16 protein-coding genes are annotated in these 21277 nt (G+C 71.5%); 11 read left to right on the forward strand and 5 right to left on the reverse strand.

Annotation, left to right across the window (positions count from 1 at the left end):
* Positions 1–495: 495 nt before the first annotated feature.
* Positions 496–1101 (forward strand): LuxR C-terminal-related transcriptional regulator, encoded by a 606-nt coding sequence (locus ACSHV8_RS03050; protein ID WP_436529125.1) that lies wholly within the window; start codon positions 496–498, stop codon positions 1099–1101.
* Positions 1102–1340: 239 nt separating this feature from the next.
* Complete coding sequence (locus tag ACSHV8_RS03055) at positions 1341–1892, forward strand: VanZ family protein (RefSeq protein WP_436529127.1); 552 nt, start codon at positions 1341–1343, stop codon at positions 1890–1892.
* Here ACSHV8_RS03055 and ACSHV8_RS03060 read toward each other — a convergent pair.
* Positions 1837–2949, reverse strand: a complete 1113-nt coding sequence (locus tag ACSHV8_RS03060) for a glycosyltransferase (RefSeq protein ID WP_436529129.1) — start codon at positions 2947–2949, stop codon at positions 1837–1839. The two genes, ACSHV8_RS03055 and ACSHV8_RS03060, sit on opposite strands and share 56 nt — an antisense overlap.
* Positions 2950–3402: 453 nt before the next feature.
* On the opposite strand from ACSHV8_RS03060, the gene ACSHV8_RS03065 reads away from it, so the two are divergent.
* From ACSHV8_RS03065 to ACSHV8_RS03090, 6 genes are all read left to right on the forward strand, one after another.
* On the forward strand, positions 3403–5280 hold the full coding sequence (locus ACSHV8_RS03065; protein ID WP_436529131.1) for a polysaccharide biosynthesis protein: 1878 nt from the start codon (positions 3403–3405) through the stop codon (positions 5278–5280).
* A 38-nt stretch (positions 5281–5318) separates the two neighbouring features.
* The gene (locus ACSHV8_RS03070) at positions 5319–6575 is read left to right on the forward strand and encodes a nucleotide sugar dehydrogenase (protein WP_436529133.1); all 1257 of its coding nucleotides are present in this window, start codon (positions 5319–5321) and stop codon (positions 6573–6575) included.
* 11 nt (positions 6576–6586) lie between these two features.
* Positions 6587–7246, forward strand: coding sequence for a sugar transferase (locus ACSHV8_RS03075; RefSeq protein WP_436529135.1), 660 nt, complete (start codon positions 6587–6589; stop codon positions 7244–7246).
* On the forward strand, positions 7236–8363 hold the full coding sequence (locus ACSHV8_RS03080) for a hypothetical protein (protein WP_436529137.1): 1128 nt from the start codon (positions 7236–7238) through the stop codon (positions 8361–8363). Before ACSHV8_RS03075 ends, ACSHV8_RS03080 begins: the two co-directional genes overlap by 11 nt.
* A gap of 37 nt (positions 8364–8400) precedes the next feature.
* Entirely contained in the window at positions 8401–9636 is a 1236-nt protein-coding gene (locus tag ACSHV8_RS03085; protein WP_436529139.1) for a hypothetical protein, read from the forward strand.
* Between the two features lie 70 nt (positions 9637–9706).
* Positions 9707–10807, forward strand: a complete 1101-nt coding sequence (locus tag ACSHV8_RS03090) for an alpha/beta hydrolase (protein ID WP_436529140.1) — start codon at positions 9707–9709, stop codon at positions 10805–10807.
* Between the two features lie 20 nt (positions 10808–10827).
* On the opposite strand, the gene ACSHV8_RS03095 is transcribed toward ACSHV8_RS03090, so the two are convergent.
* Positions 10828–12078, reverse strand: a complete 1251-nt coding sequence (locus ACSHV8_RS03095; protein ID WP_436536681.1) for an ATP-binding protein — start codon at positions 12076–12078, stop codon at positions 10828–10830.
* A 401-nt stretch (positions 12079–12479) separates the two neighbouring features.
* Here ACSHV8_RS03095 and ACSHV8_RS03100 point away from each other — a divergent pair, with 401 nt between their 5' ends.
* A complete protein-coding gene (locus tag ACSHV8_RS03100) occupies positions 12480–13688 on the forward strand; it encodes an outer membrane protein assembly factor BamB family protein (protein ID WP_436529142.1) in 1209 nt (402 codons plus the stop codon).
* A 103-nt stretch (positions 13689–13791) separates the two neighbouring features.
* Positions 13792–14631 carry an alpha/beta hydrolase family protein gene (locus tag ACSHV8_RS03105; RefSeq protein ID WP_436529144.1) on the forward strand — a complete coding sequence of 280 codons (840 nt, stop codon included), beginning with the start codon at positions 13792–13794 and terminating at the stop codon, positions 14629–14631.
* Here ACSHV8_RS03105 and ACSHV8_RS03110 read toward each other — a convergent pair whose 3' ends face one another.
* Positions 14632–15540 carry a WD40 repeat domain-containing protein gene (locus tag ACSHV8_RS03110; protein ID WP_436529145.1) on the reverse strand — a complete coding sequence of 303 codons (909 nt, stop codon included), beginning with the start codon at positions 15538–15540 and terminating at the stop codon, positions 14632–14634.
* A gap of 125 nt (positions 15541–15665) precedes the next feature.
* On the opposite strand from ACSHV8_RS03110, the gene fdhA reads away from it, so the two are divergent.
* Entirely contained in the window at positions 15666–16901 is a 1236-nt protein-coding gene (gene fdhA / locus ACSHV8_RS03115; protein ID WP_436529147.1) for a formaldehyde dehydrogenase, glutathione-independent, read from the forward strand.
* 44 nt (positions 16902–16945) lie between these two features.
* Here the strand turns inward: fdhA and ACSHV8_RS03120 are convergent, their stop codons facing one another.
* Both ACSHV8_RS03120 and ACSHV8_RS03125 read right to left on the reverse strand, forming a co-directional pair.
* Complete coding sequence (locus ACSHV8_RS03120) at positions 16946–17752, reverse strand: intradiol ring-cleavage dioxygenase (RefSeq protein WP_436529149.1); 807 nt, start codon at positions 17750–17752, stop codon at positions 16946–16948.
* A gap of 271 nt (positions 17753–18023) precedes the next feature.
* Positions 18024–21275, reverse strand: coding sequence for a hypothetical protein (locus ACSHV8_RS03125; RefSeq protein ID WP_436529151.1), 3252 nt, complete (start codon positions 21273–21275; stop codon positions 18024–18026).
* Positions 21276–21277 lie beyond the last annotated feature (2 nt).

The following is a 21277-nucleotide window of genomic DNA, read 5'->3' on the forward strand; positions in this document are numbered from 1 at the left end:
TGGCTCTGCGGGGCGGGATGTCGATATTGGGGAATGGTGATCGGAATCGGTCCGGGGACGCAGATCTTTATTCGTGATCGAAATGGGGACGCGAATGATATTGCGAATGCGGAGCTCCAGGAATGTGAAAGTGAATGTCCGAAAAGTAAGTTTTTGATGGGGCTTGGGAGTAATTTCTGGGGGATATCTTCCGGGTGACTTCCACGTTTCGGGCAGGGGATTCGTTGATCTGGTGGACTTGACTCCGTCGAACGGCCGACAGAACGTGCACAGAGCGTTTCGGGCGGTTACTTTATGTAGGTGCCCCGCGCTCGTCGGTGGTGGCACGAATGCCTTTTGAGCTGCGCTGTGCCGTGCTGTTGGAGATCTTTATCGGATCGACTTGTTCGGCGCTCGCAGAATGGGCCGCGAGTCATCTAAGAATTAGTGCGTCGAGCGTTCCAGACGGGGTCGGCGCCCGGCCGCGGGCCGGGGCCCATCGACGAGGGTGGTGTGATGATCCGGGTCCTGGTGGTGAGAGACGAGGGGTACTTCGGTGTCCCTGTGCGCACGTTCCTGGAGACCGAACCGGACATGCACTACGTCACCACCCTGCCGATCAACGCCGACCTGGCGTCGCGGGCCGCGCAGTTGTGGCCGGCGGTGATCGTGATCGACACGGAGTACATGGTGAGTCAGGTCCTGCCGATGGCCGACGAGCTGCACACCGCGATCCCGTCGTGCGCGATGCTGCTGCTGTGTGATCCGTCCAAGCGGGGGATGCTGCCGCCGCGGCGGTGGAACGGTGGGCTGAACTTCCTGCTCAAGAGTGCGGCGTCGTCGTCTCTGGCCGATTCGGTACGGCGGTTGGCGGCCGGTGAGCGGGTGGTGTCGCCGATGCTGCAGGCGGCGTCGCTGAACACCGACCGTGGGTTGAGCACCCGGGAGTTGGAGGTGCTCGGGCTGGCCGCGGAGGGCGAGTCGGTGAAGGAGATCGCGGGTCGGCTTTACCTTTCCGGGGGTACGGTGCGCAATTACCTTTCCGCGGTGATCGCGAAGACCGGGGCCCGCAATCGCCTGGACGCGATTCGCATCGCCCGCAAAGAGGGCTGGCTGCGGTGAGAACGTGCCCGCAAAGAGGGTCGGCTGCGGTGAGGGCATGCCCGCAAAGAGGGTCGGCTGCGGTGAGGGCATGCCCGCAAAGAGGGTCGGCTGCGGTGAGGGCATGCCCGCAAAGAGGGTCGGCTGCGGTGAGGGCATGCCCGCAAAGAGGGCCGACTGCGGTGAAGGCGTGCCCGCAAAGAGGCCGGTGACGGGCGATCGGGGCGGACGCGAGACCGGGTCGCGTAGCGTGGGTTTCGATGCGTGGTGAACAGTTCGAGGTGCCGGCGTTGCCGGTGCTGCTGCCGCTGGGCGGCATCCTGATGGTGCTGTCCTACCTCTGGCTGCGCCGCCGGGGGCAGCTCACCACCGGGCGGCTGCTGGCCGCCTGGGCGCTGAGCTGGTATGCGGTGGCGGTGCTGGGCGCGACCATGCTGCCGATGTTTCTGTCCTGGGGGCCGGAGGCCGGGCCGCCCGCGACGTATCGGATTCTGCTGGTCCCGACGTTGGCCGTGCGGCGGCGGGATTTCGTGTTGAACGTGATGATGACGTTGCCGCTGGCGGCGCTGCTGCACCTGAATTTCGGGATCGCCGACAAGTTGCGGGTGGTGCGGATCGGGTTTTTTCTGAGCCTGTCCATCGAGCTCACCCAGCTGGTGATGATCCTGACCGTGCACGGGAACCGGTGGGCCGACGTGAACGATCTGCTGTCGAACACGATCGGGACGATTTTCGGGTTCGTGGGCTGGCAGTGGCTCATCCGGTCGGAGCGCGTCCGTAACCTGGTCCGGCGACGGGTGCGGTCAGGGTGATCCGTTCGTAGATCTGCTCGACCGCGGCGGCCAGGTGGTCGGCGTCGTAGCGGAGGCCGGCGGTGCGGGCCGGCATCCGGGCGCCGCGGCGTTCGGCCAGGCAGAGCAGTTCGGCGCGCAGTGTGCGGGGCAGGGACTCGCGGTCGTGGGCGGAGAGCCGGTGGGTGCCGCGGACCGGTACGCGGGCGGCGGCCCGTTCCTCCAGGGGCGCGCACGCGGCGTAGACGGCGGGCAGCCCGGCCGCGATGGCTTCGAGCACGGCCAGCCCCCACGTGTTCTGGTCGGGGGAGGCGAAGACGTCCATGGCGCAGAGCATTTCGCGCGGGTGCCGGACCGAGCCGGTGAACCGGACCCGGTCGGCGACGTCCTCGATGACGGCGAGTTGTTCCAGGGCGGGGCGGGCCGGGCCGTCGCCGACCAGCAGCAGGACCGCGCCGGGCACCTCGGCGACGGCGCGGATCAGCAGGTCGAAGCGCTTGTCCGGGGTGAGCCGGCCGGTGGCGCCGATGACCGGCACGTCGTGGCCGAGGCCGAGCCGGGCCCGGGCGGCGGCGCGCAGGACCGGGTCGAAACGGTATTCGGTCGGGTCGATGGCGCGGGGGATGGTGGCGATCCGCTCGTCCGGGACGCCCCAGCCGCGCAGCCGTTCGGCGATGGTCGTGGTGGCCGCGATCGTCATCTCGCCGAACCGTTCGCTGAGCAGGTAGAGCGGGCCGAGCCGGGTGGCGCCGGGCCGGCCCAGGTGGTGTTCGGTGGCGACCACGTGCGGGACGCCGGCCAGCCGGGCGGCGATCCGGCCCTGCACGCACGCGCGGTACAGGTGGGTGTGGACCAGGTCGTAGCGGCCCCGGCGGATCAGGCGGCGCAGCCGGGCGATGGCTGCCAGGTCGCGGTCGCAGACGGTGCTCAGTTCGTGCACCGGGATCCCGCCGGCCTGGATGGCGCGGGCCTCGGTGCCGGGCGGCGAGAGGGTGACCACCTCGCTGTCGTGCGGCAGCCGGCGCAGCAGCAGCCGGAGTTGATGTTCGGCGCCGCCCTCCGCCGCAGTGCTGATCACGTGCAGCACCCTCATCGTCGCCCTCCAGTCGCATAGTCGACAGAACGCTTGCGACGGCTCCTGGGAGAACGGTGCCGGAATGGCCGGTGAAGTGGAAGTCGCAGATGTCATATCTAATGTGATGATCATTCATCATCAATATGACAGGGTCCGCCGATTGGCCTGAATAGTGCGGCCGAAAAGCGTCGGAAAATACTGATCGAGGACGCGTGCTGCGGAAATAACAGAACGTGAGGATTTCTCGGGTAGCCCATGACAATTGCTACTGCAACCGCTCATCGGCAACTGAAACTCTGAAAGCCGCGAATGGCCCGATATTTGAATGTCGACCCGGCGTGAATGAGCCGGCCCTTTTTCCCGCCGAGTGAGGATCCTACGAGGGGGAATCCCATGCAAACACACCCGGCCGCGGACTCTGTTGCCGGAGAGTGGCCACGCCGGGCGGCGCCGTGGATGCGCGCGGTGCTGCCCGGCCGGGCGGCTCGGGCCGGCGCCGACGCGCTCGCCCTGGCCGTCGCCCTACTGATCGCCACCCTGCTGCGCCACGACGGGCACCTGCACTGGCTCAACGGTCCCGGCCTGGTCGAACTGGCGTTCGTCGCCGGGCTCGTGCACACCGCGGCCGGCATCCGGTTCGGGCTCTACACCGGACGCTGGTCGTACGGCTGCTTCGAGGAGATCCTGGCCCTGGCCAAGACCGCCGTGGTCACCATTCCGCTGGTGTTCGTGCTGGACACCGTGCTCGGGCGGCTCGTGCCCCGCTCGGCCATCATCGGGGCCGGGCTGATCGGGCTGGTCCTGGCGGCCGGCATCCGGTACGCCGTGCGACTGCTGCGCGACCAGCGGCTGCGGCCGAACCCCGAGCCGGGGAGCCGGGTCGTGGTGATGGGCGCCGGGGAGGGCGCGACCCAGGTGATCCGGGCGATGCTGCGGAGCCCGTCGAGTCCGTACGTCCCGGTTGCTCTTCTCGACGACGACCCGGCCAAGCGCGCCCTGCAGATCATGGGCGTCCCGATGGCCGGCAACCGGCACGCCATGGCCGAGGTGGTGCGCCGCTTCCACGCGGACACCGTGGTGATCGCGATACCGAGCGCCGGGGCCGGGCTGATCCGGGCGCTGACCGACCTGGCCGAGCCGCTCGACGTGGAGGTCAAGGTCGTGCCGCGGGTGGTGGAGTTGTTCGGCCGGACCGTCCGGGTCGAGGACATCCGCCCGGTCAGCCACGCCGACCTGCTCGGCCGCCGGGAGATCGCCATCGACCTGGCCGCCGTCGCCGGCTACCTGCAGGGGCGGCGCGTGCTGGTCACCGGGGCCGGCGGTTCGATCGGCTCCGAGCTGTGCCGGCAGGTCGCCCAGTTCAACCCGGCCCGGCTGGTCATGCTCGACCGCGACGAGTCCGGCCTGCACGCGGTGCAGCTGTCGCTGGACGGGCGCGGCATGCTCGACGACCGGAACCTGGTCGTGGCCGACATCCGCGACCAGCAGCGCCTCGACGAGGTGTTCGCCGAGCACAAGCCGCAGGTGGTGTTCCATGCCGCCGCGCTCAAGCACCTGCCGCTGCTGGAGATGCACCCGTCCGAGGCGCTCAAGACCAACATCATCGGCACCGACCAGATCCTGCAGACCGCCATCCGGCACCACGTCGACCGGCTGGTCAACATCTCCACCGACAAGGCCGCCGACCCGTGCAGCGTGCTCGGCTACTCCAAGCGGATCACCGAGCGGCTCACCGCCGCCGCCGACGCGGCCGCGCCCGGCACGTACACCAGCGTGCGGTTCGGCAACGTGCTCGGCAGCCGCGGGTCGGTGCTGACCGCGTTCGCCGCGCAGGTCGAGGCGGGCGGGCCGATCACCGTCACCCACCCCGAGGTCAACCGCTACTTCATGACCGTGCAGGAGGCGGTCCGGCTGGTCGTGCAGGCCGGGGCTCTGGACAGCCACGGCGAGGTGCTGGTGCTGGACATGGGTGAGCCGGTGCGGATCGCCGACGTGGCCAAGCGGATCGCCGAGGCGGCCGGACGGCCCATCAAGATCGTCTACACCGGGCTGCGGCCGGGCGAGAAGCTGGCCGAGGTGCTGCTCGGGCCGGGCGAACCGGACCACCGCCCCAACCATCCGCTGATCTCGCAGGCCCCGGTGCCGCCGCTGGACGGCTCGGTGCTCTCGCTGCTCGACCCGTCGTCGCCCCGGGAGGACCTGATCGCGGTGCTGCGCTGGCTCGCCGAGAGTCCGGCGTTGCCCGGCCGTGTCGAGAAGCCGCCCGCTCCGCGCCTGGGCGGCCACAACGGGAAGAAAGCCGAGTTCACCATGCGCCTCGGGCGACACCCATGAGATCAAAATCCGATTTGCGTACGCGAGGGAGCGTCCCGATGCGCGTAGTCATCGCCGGTCAGGGCTACGTCGGACTGCCCCTGGCGATCCGGGCGGCCGAGGTCGGCCACACCGTGGTCGGTTTCGACGTCGACGACGAGCGGATCAAACGGCTCGCCGCCGGCGAGTCCTACGTCGACGACATCACCGCCGAGCAGCTCCAGCAGGTCCTGGCCGCCGGCAACTTCCTGCCGTCGTCCGACCCGCGGGCCTGCGCCGGCTTCGACGTCGCAGTGATCGCGGTGCCCACACCGCTGCGCGACGGCACCCCGGACCTGCGCCACATCGAGGAGTCGGCCCGCACCCTGGCCCGCTACCTGCGACCCGGCGCGACCGTCGCGCTGGAGTCGACCACCTATCCGGGGACCACCACCGAGCTGGTCGCGCCGATCCTGGAGGAGGGCTCGGGGCTGGTCGCCGGCGAGGACTTCCACCTCGGCTACAGCCCGGAGCGCATCGACCCGGGCAACCGGCAGTGGAACCTGACGACCACGCCCAAGGTGGTCTCCGGGATCAACCCGGCGTCACTGGCGAAGGTGCGCGCCTTCTACGCCTCGGTGGTCGAGACGACCGTGCCGGTCTCCGACCCCAAGGTCGCCGAGCTGGCCAAACTGCTCGAGAACACGTTCCGGCACGTGAACATCGCGCTGGTCAACGAGCTCGCCGTCTACGCGCACGACCTGGGCATCGACGTGTGGGAGGCGATCGACGCGGCGTCGTCCAAGCCGTTCGGGTACCTGCGCTTCGTCCCCGGCCCCGGCGTGGGCGGGCACTGCCTGCCGATCGACCCGTCCTACCTGTCGTGGCGGGTGCAGCGGACCCTCGGGCAGAGCTTCCGCTTCGTCGAACTGGCCAACGACATCAACAACCACATGCCCGACTACGTCGTACGTCGTCTGGTCGTCGCCCTGAATCGTCATCGCAAGGCGGTCAACGGGTCGACGGTTCTCCTGCTCGGCCTGGCCTACAAGAAGAACACCGGCGACGCGCGGGAGTCGCCGGCCCGCCGGGTCGCCGCGCTGCTGCTGGAGATGGGCGCCGACGTCCGGGCGGCCGACCCGCACGTGGTCGAGGACGCGCACGTCGACCAGCGGCTCGTCCGGGTGGCGCTGACCGCCGAGCAGGTGGCCGCGGCCGACGCCGTGGTGCTGCTGGCCGATCACGACGCCTTCGACCTGGACCTGGTGGTCGAGCACGCCCGGTACGTGCTCGACACGCGCCACCGCCTGACCGGAACCGTCGTGGAATCGATCTGAACGGGGGAGTCGTGGACCTCGTACGCTCAATCTGGAATGTCGTCAATCAACTCGTCGCGCTGATCGCCCTGATCGTGCTGTCCCCGCTGATCCTGGCCGTCGCGCTCTGGATCCGCGTCGCCGACGGCCGGGGTGTGCTCTTCGTCCAGGACCGGGCCGGTAAGGACGGCCGGCCGTTCCGGATGCTGAAGTTCCGGTCCATGGTGCACGACAGCGTCGCCCTGAGCGCGCAACTGGGCATGGCCGACCCGTTCGGCCTGCTCCAGGACGACCCGCGGATCACCCGCTGCGGGAAGATCCTGCGCCGGACCAGCCTGGACGAACTACCCCAGCTGATCAACGTGGTGCGCGGGCAGATGAACCTGGTCGGGCCCCGGCCGGACGTGCTGCCGCAGGTCGCCAACTACTCGCCGGAGGACGCGCGCCGCCTCGAGGTGCGACCCGGGATCACCGGGTGGGCGCAGGTCAACGGGCGCGACGACATCGACTGGCCGGCCCGGTTCGTGCTGGACCGCTGGTACATCGACCACTGGACGCCGTGGCTGGACCTGCGGATCGTGGGACGCACGGTCACCGGGCTGAACCGGGGCGAACCGCCGGTGCACGTGGACACGCTCAACATCGGCCGGTCGGTCGGCGACAACACCCAGGACCTGAGCCGTGCGGTCTGACCCGGGCCGTTGTTCCGACGCGGGCATCCGGGAGATCGGCTCGGAGTTCCACTGGGATCCGTCGGCGCTGCTCAGCGACGTGCGCGGCGGGTTGCCGGGGTGGGTGCCGGCGCGGCGGGAACTCTTCGCCACCGGGTGCGGGGCGTTGCGGGCGGCACTGCGGCTGCTCCCGCCCGGCGGCCGACTGCACGTGCCGTCGTACTTCTGCATGGGTGTGGCCGAGGCCCTGGCCCAGGACCGGCCGGTCGCGTTCTACCGGCAGCTGCCGGACGGGCGCGGGCCGCGCTGGGAGACGTTGCGGATCCGGGCCGGCGACGTCGTGCTCGCGCAGAACCTCTTCGGCGGGGACGAGCAGCCGCCCTGGAACGCGTGGATCAGAGCCCACCCCGGCATCCCGGTCATCGAGGACCACTCCCACGATCCGTTCAGCATCTGGGCCAAGAACAGCATTGCCGCGTACGTCGTCAGCTCGCTCCGCAAAACCCTGCCGTTACCCGACGGCGGGCTGCTCTGGTCGCCCACCGGGCGGGAACTGCCCGCACCGGAAGGGCCGGAGTCGCCCGGCGCGGGTCAGAAGCTGGCCGCGATGCTGCTCAAGGCCGGATGGCTGGACGGGCAGCCGGTGCCCAAGGAGACGTTCCGGGCACTGCAACGGCGGGGCGAGGGCGAACTGCTCGGGAGTGCGGGACCGGCCAGCACCGTCACGCGGGCCGTGCTGCCGATGCTCGACGTGGCCGGGATCCGGGCGCTGAGCAGCCGGAACGCATTCGCTTTGCGGGATGCGCTGCTGGCCCGTACGGGAAATGCCGGAATTTTGGGTTTTCATGGATCGGAAGACGTCGCGCCGTTCCGGATCCAGATCGTCCTGCCCTCCACCGTGGAACGCGACGGACTGCTGGAGACGCTGGCCGCGAACCGGATCTACGCCCCGGTGCACTGGCGTCAGGACCGGCGGGGGTGGTGGAGCGGCGACCAGGAGGCGGCCGCGCTGGCCGACCGCATGATCACCCTGCCAGTTGATCATCGTTGCAGCTCAGACGATGTTTTCCGGATGGCTGAAGTGGTCACCGCGCAGGTCTCGCGCGAATCGAGGAGCAGCCATATCATCAGGGCGTGAGAGCAGCCTGCACCCTCGGTGACGGCGGCCGATCGCGATGACCGGCGGCGGCTGGATCGCGCTGAGCATCGCCGTCTTCGGCTCGCTCTGCTACGCCGCCGGCTCGATCCTGCAGGCCGTCGGCGCCCGGCGCAGCACCAGCGCGGTCTCGACACTCGGGCATCCGCTCTACATGATCGGCATCGCGCTGGACATGACGGCCTGGCTCGGCTCCATGGTCGCGCTCCGCAAGATGCCGGTCTACCTGGTCGAGTCCATCCTGGCCGGTTCCCTGGCCATCACGGCGTTCGCGGCCTGGGCGTTCCTCGGCTCCAAGCTGCGCAGACGCGACGTGGCGGCGATCGTCGTGACGATCTTCGCGCTCGTCGGCCTCGCGTCGTCGGCCGGCGAGCAGGGCGTCGTGGCCGCGTCGCTGCAACTGCGCCTCGGGTTCATCGGCGCCCTGGTCGTCGTGCTGGCGCTCGGCGTCGTGGCCACCAGGATCGGGGCGCCCGGACTCATCGCCGCGGTCGGCGGCCTCTCGATCGGCGCCGCCGCACTCGGCGGCCGGGCCCTGCACCTGCCCGACGAGGAGATGACCACGGTCGGCTCGGCCGCCGTGGCGATCTTCACCGAGCCGCTGACCTACGTGCTGCTGGTCTTCGCGGCCAACGGCATGGTGATGTACGCGAACGCGCTGCAGGGCGGCGACGTCGGACGGGTCACCGCGGTGCACTGGACGTTCGAGGTGATCGCGCCGTCGGTGGTCGCGCTGACCGTTCTCGGCGACACCGTGCAACCCGGCCGGGAACCACTGGCCCTCGGCGCGGCCCTGGTCACCGTGGCCTGCGCGGTCGTGCTGGCCAGCGCGCCGGCCACCTCAACCCTGGAAGAACCCCTGGCCCTGCCCGCCGGCGCCGAACCTCACGCACTACCCGCGCCACCGCTGCCGGTCCTGCCCGGGGCGGCCGGGCACCCGGTCAGCGCACTCGTCCCGATGGCGGCCTGGCGGCTCGCCATCCCGATCGAGGCCCGATGGCCGGCGCTGCAGCCGCCACTCGTCCGGGGCTACGGGATGATCGTGTGGTGGGGGCCGTCATGGGCGCCACTGCCGATCTGGGTGCCGCCGGACCGCACACTCGTACCGCGCGAACGGCCGAAGATCGCCGACCGGCCGCAACGGATCTGGCCGGCCCGGGTCGGGCCGCAACTGCCGGCGAGCCGGCGGCCGGCCCGTCACCGCGACCTGATCATCCCGGCCCGGCACCGGGCCGAGGACCAGGACGCCGCCTAGAACTAAAGTTGGTGGTCCGGGCCTCCTCGGTGCGATGTGCTCGCGCGCCGGCGGCGGCATGCTCGGCGGCATGATTGATGGCGCACCTGTCGGCTACCTCGTGTCGGTCGCACTGCTGGCGTTCTGCACCGGAACCGCTCTGGTCGGGCCGCGGCCCGCTCGTACGACGCCCAGTTACTGGGGTTTCTGGGCGACGTTTCTGATCAACGAGCTGCCGTTCCTTGCGCTCTACGTGCTGGCCGGGGACAGCATTCTGGCTTTTGCCGAGGGTGATCTCGCCACGGCCGGCGGGCTGGTCTCGTTCGCCTTTGCCGTGATCACCGCGGGCGGGCTGGTCGTGCTGATCCGGCGGGCGCTGCCGACCGGGGTGGTGGTGCGGCGGGCCCTGGCCGATGACGCCGGGATCGAGACGGCGATGCGGCGGCGGGCCTGGGGGCACATTCTTCTGGCGCCGTTCTCGGTGCGGCGGCGGGACGTCGTCCGGATCGGCGACATCGCGTACGGGGACGCCGGGCGGCGCAACCTGCTCGACGTCTACCAGCGGCAGGATCGTCCGACCGGCGGGCCCGTCCTCGTGTACTTCCATGGTGGTGGCTTCCGGCGCGGGCACAAACGGTGGGAAGGGCGGGCGCTGCTCCATCAGCTGGCGGCCCGGGGGTGGGTGTGTGTGAGCGCGAACTATCGGCTCAACTCCTATCCGGACGCTCATGTCGACGCCAAGCGGGTGATCGCCTGGGTGCGGGCGAACATCGCGGACCATGGTCCGGTCATCGTCTCCGGGAGCTCGGCGGGTGGTCACCTGGCGGCGATGGTGGCGCTGACAGCGGGAGATCCGGATTTTCAGCCGGGCTTTGCGGAGGCTGACACCTCGGTGGACGGGGCGATCGGTTTCTACGGTTACTACGGCCGGGTCGACGGGCCCGGGTCGTCACCGCTGGACCGGGTTCGTGACGCGCCGCCGTTTCTGTTCCTGCACGGGGACAAGGACAGCTCGACGCTGGTGGAGGACACCCGCGAGCTGGTCGGGCGGCTGCGTGAGGTGAGCGCCCAGCCGGTCGTGTATGCGGAGCTGCCGGGGGCGCAGCATACGTTCGACCTGGTCTACTCGCTGCGGTACAGCTATGTCGTCGACGCCGTGGCCGCATTCGGGGCCGGACTGCGCCGGCACTGAACCTTGCCCGGCACCGGCGGTCACGCCGGTGCCGGGGTCTGCCACAACGCGCTGACCGGGACCGCCCGGAGCTTGTCGCCGAACGGCAGCGTCGCGGTGCCGGTGTAGAGAACGACACCGACGACGAAGTCGTCGCCGAGACGATCGGCGAGTCGCCGCAGGCCCCGGAAGTCGTCCGGCCCGACCGTCGAGGCCGCCTTCACCTCGATGCCGACGACCTGCCCGTGCCGACTCTCCAGCACCGCATCGACCTCGAACTGGCTGTGGTCACGGTAGTGGTGGAGCTCGGCGAGCTGGTCCGACCAGGTGAGCTGCCGGGCGATCTCGGACAGGACGAAGGACTCGAGGAGCGGCCCGAACGGCGCGCCGGGCCGGAGTAGCGCCCGGGCATCGACGCCGACCTCATTGGCCAGGATGCCGGAGTCGGCGAAGATCAATTTCGGGGCGGCCGTGGCGCGGGTGCCGAGGTTACGGGACCAGCCGGGGATCCTCTTGACGAGAAAGATCTCTTCGAGCGCCTGCAGATAGCGCACGATGGTCGGCCGGGCCAGGGCCAACGAGGACTCGAGGGCGCCGGGCACGATGATGGTCCCGCTGCGGGCGGCCAGCAGGCGAATCATCGTGCGCAGCTCACCTTTGCGCTGGATGTCCGAGAGTTGGCGGACGTCACGGTCGACGAGCGCCTGGACGTAGGCGTCGAAGAACCTTCCCCGCCGGCGTCCATCGGTTCGTGCGACGGCCTCCGGCAGGCCGCCCCGCACGATCCTGGCCGCGTAGTCGGCCCGTGACACGGTCGACTCGTGGCGCAGATCCGGTCCGAGGGCGAAGGCGGCGTCGATGAAACCGTCCGGGCTCCCGTCGATCTCGCCCTGCGAGAACGGCCACAGCTCGACGGTCTCCATCCGGCCGGGCAACGCGTCCGGCGCGGCGACCATGCCGAACAGGCGCGACGAGCCGGTGAGCAGGTAACGGCCCGGGCGCGGATCCTCGTCGACGGAGGACTTGATGGCGAGCAGCAACTCCGGGGCGCGCTGGATCTCATCGATCACCAGCAGGTCGGGGGAGTCCACGAAGCCGGTCGGGTCGCTGAGAGCGGCGGCACGATCCTGGGCCCGGTCCAGGTCACGACGCTCGGCCAGATGGTCGCCGGCAACGACCCGGACGAGAGTGCTCTTCCCGGCCTGCCGGGCGCCGTTGATGAGAACGACGCGTGTGTCCGCCAGCGCGGCGTGGACCTGCGCGGCGGCGCGTCGGGGGATCAGATCAGGCATCGGCACGGTGCCGATCATACCCGGAGTTGTCCGTTCTGCGGCGGCTGGACTTTCGCTTTGCGGCGCCTCGGTGTTCGTTCTGCGGCTCTCTGATGTTCGTTTTGCGGCGGTCTCGCTTTCGTTTTGCGGCGGCCGGCGGCGCGGTTTCCGCTGGTCAGCGGCGCCGGGGCGGCGCCGTGAGCAGCGCGGCCGGCATCAGCATGGCGCGCACCAGACCGCAGATCGCAGCCGCCGGGGCCGCGCCCGCCGCGGCGAGGACGCCGGCAGGTCGGGCAGAATCTCCATCTCCGGCCGGTGATCGCAGTTTCGTGAAAGCCGCGAACCATCATTTCCCGCGTTCCGCCGCCCCGGTTCCGCCCATCGCGGACCGCGCTGTTGCATCGATCGACGAGCATGATCGGATGTCGCGGCGACTTCTTTCGATGCTGCTGCCGGTGATCCTGCTGGCGGTCACCGGCTGCATGGGTTACACCGGTCCCCGGCTCCGTGACGACGTCGAGCTGAGTGAGAAGTGGCGGCTGCCGTCCCCGGTCCCGCCGCCGGCCGCCGACGGTCAGTGGCACTTCACCGGCCGGGGCGTGATCGGTGAGGGCCGCCGGCTGGCCGGGCTCGACCTGCGGGACGGCGTCGTGCGCTGGGTGGTGGACCTGCCGGCCGCGTACGCGATCGACGGCACTCACCCGGTGATCGAGACCGAGGGCCCGCTGATCCTGGTCGGCGACGCCTCGGTCCGCGCCGTCGACCCCGGCAGCGGCCGTACCGTCTGGGAACGTGAGTTGCCCGCGCCGGCCGAGGTCGCCTACGACGCACGGAACCTGCTGACGACCAGTTGTGGCCGGGCGGGCTGCGAGGTGGCCGCGCTGGATCCGGGCGAGCGGGGCCGGACGATCTGGACCCGGCACTTCGACGACCGGGTCACGGTCCGGGCCGGGGCCGGCTGCTCGTGCGCCTACCTCCTGGGCTCCCGGACGATCACCGAGGTCTCCACCGAGGACGGCCGGACGCTGTGGGTGATGCCGCGCCCGCCCGGCCGTACCCCCGTGCTCGTCCCGATGGGTGATCGGCTCGTCCTGCTCACCCCGCCGGCCGAGCCGGGCTGCCGGGTCACGTTCCGCGGCGTCGCCGTCGGCGTGGTGCTGTGGACGCGCGATCTGCCCTGGAACGATCCGGGTGCGGCCGGTGGCGCCTGCGGGTTCGATCCCGGCCGGTTGTTCGTCCGCACTGGTCTCGACGTTCCCGGTATCGGGGTGTTGACCGCGTACGACGTTCTCGACGAGCGGCCGTCCGATCCGGGTGAGCAGCGGCTGGGCCCGGATCCCCTCGAACTGTCCTGGACGCCCGGCGTCGGCTACCGGGCCCGGGCCTATCCGGATTACGGCACGGCGAAGGTGCCGTCGCCGGACGGGCGGCCCTGGGGCCGGGAGCTCGACTGGATGTGGCTGCTGCGCTCGGGGCCGGGGCTGGTGCTCTGGAGTCCGCTGTACGGGGTCCGCTGGCAGCACCCGGCGGTGACCCCGGTGCTCTTCGGCGAGCAGGACGAGACACGTGAGCGCCTGGTCTACCTGGAGGGCGACACCCTGATCGGGCTCGGGCCGGCCGAGGAGCGCTGACCGGTGCGACCTACGTCTCCCCGACCCTCGTTGCGAAGCGGAACCGTGTTCCGTATCGTTCGAAGGGTCAAGCGGAACGTGGTTCCGTATTTAAGGAGATGTCATGAGTGTGATCTCGGTACGCCCGGTGACCCTGCCCGCCCCCGGCCGTGGAGACGACCTGCAGGTGCGGGTCACCGCCCCGCTGACCGGCGACAACCTTCCGGTCATCGTCTTCTCGCACGGCTACCACCAGTCCATGGACGGGTACGCGCCGCTCGTCGACTTCTGGAGCGATCACGGCTTCGCGGTCGTCCAGCCGACCCACCTCGACTCGGCCGCGCTGAACGTGCCGCCGGGCGACCCGCGGTACCCGGAGATCTGGCGGCACCGGGTCGACGACCTGGTCCGCGTCCTCGACCACCTGGACCTGATCGAGGCCGCGATGCCCGGACTGGCCGGCCGCCTCGACCGGGACCGGATCGCCGTGGCCGGGCACTCATGGGGTGCCCAGTCGGCCAGCATGCTGCTGGGCGCCCGGGTCGAGGGCTCGGACGAGGACCGGACCGACCCGCGGGTCAAAGCCGGTGTCCTGTTCGCGCTGACCGGGACCGGGGGCGCCAAGCTGACCCCGTTCGCGGCCGAGCACTTCCCGTTCATGAACCCCGACTTCAGCCGGCTCACCACGCCGTCGCTGCTGGTCGCCGGAGACAAGGACCAGTCCATGCTGAGCCCGGTCGGGCCGGAATGGTTCACCGAGGCCTACGAGCTGAGCCCGGGCATCCGGACGCTGCTGACCGTGCACGGCGGGGAGCACTCGCTCGGCGGGATCAACGGTTACCTCAGCACGGAGACGACCGACGAGAGCCCGGAACGGGTGGCGCTGATCCAGCGGGTGAGCACCGCGTTCCTGCGGGGCGAGCCGCTGGAGACGGACACGATCGGCCACCTCGACAACAAGTGATCACGAGCGGTCAGATCCGCCGGCCGGATGGGTCTGACCCAGCGGGCGCAGCTCGACCTTGCCGTCCGTCGTGCCGATGGCCAGGGTCAGTTGGCCGTAGCGGTGCAGAACGGTGGCGCAGCGCCCGGGCGACGAGTCGCCGACCCGCTCGCCGGTCGTCACGTCCCAGCGGTGCACCACCTCGTCGTAACCGACGGTGATCAGCTCGGCGCGGCCGTTCACGGTAACCGGGATCAGCGACGCGACCGCGTAACTGTCGATCACCACCGGCACGCCGACCGGTTCGCCGGTCGCCGCGTCCCACCGGTACAGGTCGGCGGTCGCCGCCGCGATCAGCGGCCGCCCGTCCGGCGGCGTGACGGTGGTGATCGCGCCGATCACCTCGTCGCCCACGTCCAGCGGATGCCCCACCCGGGCGCCGGTCCGCGGGTTCCAGCGGTGCACCGCGCCGCTGCGGTCGCCCGCGCAGACCACCGGACCGTCCGGGGTGTCCATCACGGCGACCGCGGTGACCTGGTCGTGGTGCACGCCGAGCGGTTCCAGCCGGGCGCCGGTCCCGGCATCCCAGCGCAGCAGCGGGTACGGCGCGCGGCCGGAACCGGCCAGCAGGGTGCCGGCCCACGTCGCCATCGGGAAGACGAACGCGGACTTGTCCATCGAGTGGGCGAACTGCCCGGTGCGGGGGTCGAGCCAGCGGAGACCGTCGTCGGTGGTGACCGCGATCAGCGGGTCCCGCCAGCCGGTCGGGCACGCGAGAACCTCGTTGATCCCGCCCAGCCGCTCGGTGCAGGAGCTGATCAACCGGCCGGTCCGTGGGTCGTGGACCTGGACCGCCGTACCGTCCGAGGAGACCAGCATGTCGGTGCCGTCCAGCGACAGCGTCGTCAGATGCAGAGCATCGATGATCACGACCGGATGATGCCACTGATGGAGCGTTATGGGTTTTCCGACGCGCCTCGTCAGTACCGAGGGTTCATTTTCTCCCGGGGCGCGAGAAGCATCGGGGTGAGTCCACCCGACGATGGGAGAACACCATGGGCAACAGAGCCGTTGTCTACCAGGGTCCCGGGCGCGTTGAGATCCAGGACGTGGAATATCCGGCGTACGAGGTGAAGGACGGCCCCGGCGTCAACAAGCTGAACGTCGGCCGCCGCACCCCGCACGGCGCCATCCTCAAGACCGTGACCAGCAACATCTGCGGCAGCGACCAGCACATGGTCCGGGGCCGCACCACCGCCCCTCAGGGCCTGGTGCTGGGTCACGAGATCACCGGCGAGGTGATCGACGTCGGGTCGGACGTGGAGTTCATCCGGGTCGGCGACATCGTCTCGGTGCCGTTCAACATCTCCTGCGGCAGATGTCGCAACTGCAAGGAGCGCAAGACCGGGGTCTGCCTGAACGTGAACCCGGACCGGCCCGGCTCGGCCTACGGCTACGTCGACATGGGCGGCTGGGTCGGCGGCCAGGCCGAGTACGTGATGGTGCCCTACGCCGACTGGAACCTGCTCCGCTTCCCCGACCGGGACCAGGCGCTGGAGAAGATCCTCGACCTGACCATGCTCTCGGACATCTTCCCGACCGGCTACCACGGCTGTGTCAGCGCCGGCGTGACCACCGGTTCGACCGTCTACATCGCCGGCGCCGGGCCGGTCGGCCTGGCCGCGGCCAGTTCGGCGTTCCTGCTCGGCGCGGCCGTCGTGATCGTCGGCGACCTGAACGAGGAACGGCTGGCCCAGGCGCGCAGTTTCGGCTGCGAGACGGTGAACGTGTCCCGCGGCGAACCGGCCGAGCAGGTGCAGCAGATCCTCGGCCCGGTCGCCCCGGCGATCGGTCAGCCGCTGGTCGACTGCGCGGTCGACGCGGTCGGGTTCGAGGCGCGCGGCCACGGGCGCGACGCCGGAACCGAGAAGCCGGCAACCGTGCTGAACTCGCTGATGGACCTGACCCGGGCCGGTGGCGGCATCGGCGTCCCCGGTCTCTACGTGACCGGCGACCCCGGCGGTGTCGACGACGACGCCAAGGTCGGCTCGTTGTCCCTGCGGCTCGGGCTGGGCTGGGCGAAGTCGCACTCGTTCGTCACCGGCCAGTGCCCGGTCATGAAGTACAACCACGGCCTGATGATGGCCATCCTGCACGACCGGGTGCAGATCGCGAAGAACGTCAACGCGACGCCGATCCCGCTCGACGAGGCGCCGCGCGGCTACCAGGAGTTCGATCAGGGCGCGGCCCGCAAGTACGTGATCGACCCGCACGGCATGGTGCGCACCTGAGAGGTGGGGCCCCGCCGGCTGCCCGGTAGGCGGGGCCCCCGTTCTCACAGGTTGACCGAGATGGTCAGGTTGGCCACGTAGCCGGCCGAGACCGACCCGGTGACGGTGGCCATCTCGCGCGCGGCCAGGTCGTCGCCGAAGACCATGTCGCCGGCCAGGGTGATCCGGCTCAGGTTGGTGACGCTGGACGAGTACCCGGTGGCGCTGGAGTACACCGTCGACGACACGTCCTTGGGCAGCGCGATCTGCGAGGTCTTGCGGATCGGACCGGCCCCGCTGGTCGCCGCGGCCAGCGACGAGTAGACCTCGAAGTGGATGTGCGGCCAGCGCCCCGAGTAACAGCCGGGGAAGATGCTGGTGAACGTGGCCACCCCGGACGAGTTGGTGACCTGGATGCCGCGCAGGTAGTTCTCGTTGGTCACGCCCGACGAGTACAGCGAGTACCGGCCGGCCCGGTCGCAGTGCCAGGCGTAGACGGCCGCGCCGGAGACCAGGCTGCAGGCCAGGTTCTGTACCGTCAGCGAGAACTGCAACGGCACACCCGGGGCGGTGGTCGTCGAGGTCCCGAAGCTGGACCGGATGTCGCTGCGCACGATGCCGGACAGTTTCCGCACGTCGGGCCCGTTCGAGCCGTCGGCCGGGTAGGGTCCGGCGGTCTCCGACTCGACCTCGGCCAGGCAGGCGGCGGCCGCGGCGTCGGCCGCACCACCTCCGGCCAGGCCGCCGCCGATCACCGCGGCGGCGCCGACCCCGCCGGCGACGGTGAGCATCCGCCGCCGCGACATCGTCGGCAGGTCGAACAGCAACCCCTTGTCGTGCACTTCGCGCACGTAGGCGTCGTTGTCTTGCATCTCTTCTCCTCGAGAGTGGGGGATTGAGGACGACCGAGAGCAAAACATCGAAGTCTATGAATGACCTGTGGTTGATCTCCCTTTGCCGTTTCCGGCCCCATATTCTCTCGGTAATACCAATGTGGTACGTCGTGAGCACCCGTCCCGTGACACCCCGCCCGCGACCCGGGCCCAGCGGCCCCCACGCGACCTTCGCCGTTCTCGAGGCCCAGCCGCCCGCCCGACCCGGGTCGTGGTTCGGCGGCCGACGGAGCCGGCCGTGGTGATCGATTCAGTTCATGGAGATGGCCAGGGCGTCGTCGCGGACGTCCGGGTCGGCGTGCGAGCGCAACGCCAGGACCAGGTCACGCCAGCGGCCGGCCCAGCCGAAGCCGGCGCCGGCCCGGACCAGCCGGGTGGCGAACAGCCCGGCGGTCAGGTCGCCGCGCCAGATCAGGCGCTCGATGAGGTCGTGCAGGAAGACCGGCTCGGCGAGCGCCTGGTCACCCCGCATGCGGGCGCCGACCCGGTCGGCGACGTGAACCGCGACGGCCGGTCGGCCGGCGCACTGGTCGGCGATCTCCATCAGGTTGTCCAGGCGGCCGAGCCGGACCAGGGCGGTCAGCGCGACCGTGCGGTATCCGGGCCGCGCGACCAGGCCGCGCACCGCGGTGACCAGGGCCGACCGGTCGGCGGCGGGCGGCCACGAACCGCTCAGCACCCCGGCGCCGTCGGCCAGGGTCTCGATCCGACGGCGGGCCCGGAGGTCGTTGCCCGGCTGCGGATCCGGATCGGTCACCGCGAGCAGCCGGGTCAGTGCCGGGCCGAGCGCGTGGCCGCCGGTCGCGCGCAGCAGGCCGGCCGCCGCGATGTTGACCAGCGGCTCGTCCAGGTCGGTGAGCCGGTCCACGACCAGGCCGGTGAGGTCGCCGGCCCACGGCGCCCAGCCGGCCAGCTGCCCGAACGCGAGCGCGCGGACCTCCCGGTCGTCGGCCCGGCAGGCGGCGACGACGAGCGCGGCGTACCGGGGCCGGTGCGGGGCCGGAATCGTGACCGGTTGCGCGCTCAGTACCGCCCGGCGTTCCTCGCGGCTGGCGGTGACGGCCTGCTCCAGCACGGCCCAGCTGGTCTCGGCGTCGAGTCGCTGCCGGGCGGCCCCGGTGATCGCGGCCCGGACGTCGCGGTGCTGGCCCTCGGCCCGGTAGGCGTCGAGCAGCCGGTCCATCGTGGTGGCCGGGCCGTAGTGGGCCAGGATCCGCACGGCCTCCTTGCGGCTGGTGACCTTGGCCGCGGCGGCCGGGTCGAGCAGCGCGGCGAACGGCGGCACGAGCGTGGCCGGCGGCAGGTGTCTGGCGGCGCGTGCGGCGGCGTACAGGGCGACCCGGGCCCGGTCGTCGCCGGCGTGCGCGAGCAGCACCGGCAGCGCCAGGTCGGGCCGGTCGGTCCAGACCAGCGCGCCCAGGGCGGTCTCGGCGACCGCCACGTCGGGCGAGTCCACGTACGTCAGCGCCAGCTCGCGCCCGGTGGCGCCGAGCCGGGCGGCGGCCGTGATCGCGTGGGTGCGCCGCCAGCGGTCGGCGCCGGAGTCGGCCGCGGTGGCCGCGTGCCGCGCCACGACGACCGCCTGCTGCCGGGGCAGCCACCGCTCCGGATACCGGACCCAGCCGGGCGTCCACGCGGCCTTCCGATCGGCGAAACGTCCCGCCGGCGGGTGGCCCAGGACGTCGTCGAGCAGGTCGGTGCGCCGGTTGGCGATCACGTCCCAGACCGGTCCGAGCAGCACGGCCGACGGGTCGGCGGCGAGCACCGCGACGACCCGCTCGTCCCGGGTGCGCGGGTCCTCCAGCCAGCGGGAGATCGCCGCCTCGGCCACCCACGGCAGGGTGTCCGGGCCGGTCGCACGTCCGAGCAGCTCCTGCAGCTCGGGCAGCCGCCAGGCCCGCCGGCCGAGCGCGGCGGTGAGCGCGAACAGCGGCGCGTAGCGTCCCCGGGCCAGGTTGGCCTCGACCCACGGGCGGAGCCGGTCGAAGACCATCGTCTCCTGTCCCCGGCGCAGCCCCCGGTCGAAGCGGTGCAGCGTCGGTACGGTCGCCGCGCTGCTGAGCAGGTCGATGGTGAGCAGCGCCCAGTCCCGCAGCTCGGGCACCTCGACGTGGTGCCGCAGGGTCGCGGTGGCCAGCCGGCTCAGCGCGCCCGTGGTGACCGCCGAGGAGTCCCGGGCCTCCAGCGCGTCCGCGGTGACCGTGGTCAGCTCGCCGGCCGTCGCGGCGGTGAGCAGGCGGGCCACGCCGGACAGTGCGATCAGGGCGGCCGAGCGGACCGGGTCCTGCTCGTTGCGCAGCCGGGTCAGCCGGGTGACCACCGTGGCGATCACCTGCGGGTCCCGGGATCGGCCGGCCGCCTCGACCAGCCGGGTCCAGGCCCGGGCCCGTTCACCGGCGTCCCCGGAGCGCAGCGCGGTCTCCTGCGACGCCGCCGCCTCGGGCCAGTCCAGGTAGGCGCTCAGGTCGAGCGTCCACTGCTCGTCGAGCCGCACCCGGTCGAGGCCGAGCAGCCGCCGCGCCTCCCCGGCCCGGTCCGCGGCCGGCAGAAGATCCAGGATTTCGTACGCCGGGACGTGCCGCTCGGCGTCGACCTCGGCCAGCGACGCCCGGTAGATCGCGGGCCGCCGGGCCGGTGGCAGCGCCCGCAGCAGCGGCCCGAGCGCGCCGAGCCGCCGGGCCAGCGGCACCAGGTCGTCGTCGGGCAGCGTGGCCAGCCGGCGCAGCAGGCCGGTGGGCAGCGCGACCGTCCGTAGCCAGCCGGCCCGGGCGGGTGCGGCCAGCAGGGCGGCGACCCGGGCCGGGGAGTGCTTGGCCACCGGCCCGTACCCGGTCGGCCGGCCCGGCAGGCTGCTCTCCGGGGCGTAGCGTTCCAGCAGCTCCAGGGCCTGCTCGGGGTCGAGGGCGAGGACGGCCGGGGCGAGCCTCGACCACTCCCGGGCCCGCTGGTCGGGCGCGGCGGCGGCCAGGACGCCGGCCGCGTGCGCACCCAGCACCTCGGGGTGGCGCCGGGCCAGGGCGACGAGGTTGGCCGCGTGCGCGAGGCCGGGCAGCAACGCCCGTACCGTCGCGGCGCCGCAGGCCGGGAGAAGAGCGGCCGCCTCGTCGTCGCCGAAGCGCTCCCGGATCTCCCCGATCAGCGTGTCGGCGATCGCCGGGGCGGGCGTGGCGCGCAGCGACCGGTAGACGACCCGCCGGTCGGCGGCGGCGAGCTCGGCCACCGGGACGGCCAGGCGGCCGGCGCGCAGCATCGCGGCCAGCGCGATCGCCCGCAGCCTCGGCAGCGGGTCGCGGGCCGCCGCGTCGACGGCCGTCGTGTCCCCGGTCGCCAGGGCCGCGACCAGCGCGAGATGCCGCTGGTAGGCGTCGCCGGTGGTCAGCTCGGCGCCGACCTCGGCCCGGTCCGGCGCGGTGCGTGCCCAGGCGGTGAGCCGGCGCCTCCGCTCGCCGTAGGGCAGCGGGTCGAGCAGGGTGAGCAGTTCGGCGGCGCGCATGGCGATCATCG

It is taken from the genome of Actinoplanes sp. HUAS TT8 (assembly GCF_051380535.1).
Taxonomy (GTDB): Bacteria; Actinomycetota; Actinomycetes; order Mycobacteriales; family Micromonosporaceae; genus Actinoplanes.

What these genes read in the sequence shown, in the direction of transcription:
- ACSHV8_RS03050 (WP_436529125.1), top strand. Translation starts at nt 496, where the DNA reads ATGATCCGGGTCCTGGTGGTGAGAGACGAGGGGTACTTCGGTGTCCCT.
- ACSHV8_RS03055 (WP_436529127.1), top strand. Translation starts at nt 1,341, where the DNA reads ATGCGTGGTGAACAGTTCGAGGTGCCGGCGTTGCCGGTGCTGCTGCCG.
- ACSHV8_RS03065 (WP_436529131.1), top strand. Translation starts at nt 3,403, where the DNA reads ATGCGCGCGGTGCTGCCCGGCCGGGCGGCTCGGGCCGGCGCCGACGCG.
- ACSHV8_RS03070 (WP_436529133.1), top strand. Translation starts at nt 5,319, where the DNA reads ATGCGCGTAGTCATCGCCGGTCAGGGCTACGTCGGACTGCCCCTGGCG.
- ACSHV8_RS03085 (WP_436529139.1), top strand. Translation starts at nt 8,401, where the DNA reads ATGACCGGCGGCGGCTGGATCGCGCTGAGCATCGCCGTCTTCGGCTCG.
- ACSHV8_RS03090 (WP_436529140.1), top strand. Translation starts at nt 9,707, where the DNA reads ATGATTGATGGCGCACCTGTCGGCTACCTCGTGTCGGTCGCACTGCTG.
- ACSHV8_RS03095 (WP_436536681.1), bottom strand. Translation starts at nt 12,078, where the DNA reads ATGCCTGATCTGATCCCCCGACGCGCCGCCGCGCAGGTCCACGCCGCG.
- ACSHV8_RS03100 (WP_436529142.1), top strand. Translation starts at nt 12,480, where the DNA reads ATGTCGCGGCGACTTCTTTCGATGCTGCTGCCGGTGATCCTGCTGGCG.
- ACSHV8_RS03105 (WP_436529144.1), top strand. Translation starts at nt 13,792, where the DNA reads ATGAGTGTGATCTCGGTACGCCCGGTGACCCTGCCCGCCCCCGGCCGT.
- fdhA (WP_436529147.1), top strand. Translation starts at nt 15,666, where the DNA reads ATGGGCAACAGAGCCGTTGTCTACCAGGGTCCCGGGCGCGTTGAGATC.
- ACSHV8_RS03120 (WP_436529149.1), bottom strand. Translation starts at nt 17,752, where the DNA reads ATGCAAGACAACGACGCCTACGTGCGCGAAGTGCACGACAAGGGGTTG.
- ACSHV8_RS03125 (WP_436529151.1), bottom strand. Translation starts at nt 21,275, where the DNA reads ATGATCGCCATGCGCGCCGCCGAACTGCTCACCCTGCTCGACCCGCTG.